This window comes from Kitasatospora sp. NPDC088548 (assembly GCF_044753005.1).
In the GTDB taxonomy this organism is placed as follows: Bacteria; Actinomycetota; Actinomycetes; order Streptomycetales; family Streptomycetaceae; genus Kitasatospora.
Genome location: NZ_JBIVMI010000079.1, coordinates 1 through 1,482 on the forward strand (window position 1 = coordinate 1; position 1,482 = coordinate 1,482).

Consider the following 1,482-nt stretch of genomic DNA (forward strand, 5'->3'; position numbering starts at 1 on the left):
CTTGGGTTCTAACGGTCCTCGCAACACCCGCGATCTGTGGGAGTTGCGAGGGCCGTGGCTGTTGGACGCGATGATCTTTCGGGTTTGAGGGAGCGTTTCCTTGCGCGGCTGGATGCCGTGGGGAACGTGACCGTGGTGGCGCGTGAGCTGGGGGTGAACCGGAACACTGCCTTCGGCTGGGCCCGGAAGGCCGGACAGAGCTCGGTGCGCCTGCCGCGGCGCCACCCCGGTCGCGATGAGTACGAGCGGCTTCGGGGCGCCGGTGTCGCACGCCGGGCGGCGGCCCGGCAGATCGGCGTGAACGAGCGCACGGCCAAGGACTGGGACTGGGGCGTCAAGAAGACCCGCACCACGCGCACCTACACCGACGGCCGCCGTGTCGACTACACCGCCGGGACCGTCACGATGGGCGGCGTGACCACAGCACCAGTGGGCCTGAGAGCCCTGGAACAGCAACTGCATCCGCGGTTCCTGACCCTGGCCGAGCGCGAACAAATACGGGATCTCCAGGCGCTAGGTCAGTCGTTGCGGGCGATCGGACGGGCCCTGGGGCGGCCGGCGAGCACGGTCAAGCGGGAGATCGACGCGAACGCGGGCAGCAAGGGCTACCAGCCCTACGCGGCCCACCGGGCGGCGGCGGCGCGCAGGCCCCGGCCCAAGGAGCGCAAGCTGCTGCGCGAGGGACGGCTGCGTCGCTTCGTCCAGGGCGGACTGCGCAGGCGGTGGTCACCGGAACAGATCTGCCACGCTCTGCTGACGGAGCATCCCGACGACGAGAGCATGCGGGTGAGCGTGGAAACGATCTATCAGGCACTGTATTTTCAGGCCCGCGGCGGCCTGAAACGGGAAGTGCAGGCAGCCGTCCGCTCCGGCCGGACCCGCCGCAAACCCCGCCGCGACCCCGAGCGGCGCACCCCACGGTTCATCGACCCGATGGTGATGATCAGCGACCGACCCGCCGACGTCGAGGACCGGGCGGTGCCCGGCCACTGGGAAGGGGACCTGATCATCGGCGCGGGCGGGCGCTCCGCGATCGCCACCCTGGTCGAACGAAGCACCCGTTACACCATGCTGGTCCACCTGCCGGGCGGAGCCCACGACGCCGAGACCGTCCGCGACGGCCTCGTCCGCACCATCCAGACCCTGCCCGCCCACCTGCGCGGCTCCCTCACCTGGGACCAGGGCAGCGAGATGGCACGCCACAAGCAGTTCACCATGGCCACCGGCATGCCCGTCTACTTCTGCGACCCCGCCTCACCCTGGCAACGCGGCTCGAACGAGAACACGAACGGGCTCCTGCGGCAGTACTTCCCGAAGGGAACCGACCTCAGCCTGCACAGCCCCGAAGACCTCGAACACGTCGCCCAAGAACTCAACGGCCGCCCACGCAAGACGCTCGGCTGGAATACCCCAGCCGAGCGTCTACGTGATCTACTCACCACCTAAAACCAAGTGGTGTTGCGACGACCCCTTGAACCCAAG

The 1,482-nt window shown here is 69.0% G+C and carries 1 protein-coding gene; it reads left to right on the forward strand.

Translation table 11 applies throughout. The features are described from left to right. Positions 1-405: 405 nt before the first annotated feature. The gene (locus tag ACIP82_RS37810) at positions 406-1,446 is read left to right on the forward strand and encodes an IS30 family transposase (protein WP_363615382.1); all 1,041 of its coding nucleotides are present in this window, start codon (positions 406-408) and stop codon (positions 1,444-1,446) included. Positions 1,447-1,482: the final 36 nt, after the last annotated feature.

Coding starts and splice junctions, on each gene's coding strand:
- ACIP82_RS37810 (WP_363615382.1), top strand. CDS start 406: ATGGGCGGCGTGACCACAGCACCAGTGGGCCTGAGAGCCCTGGAACAG.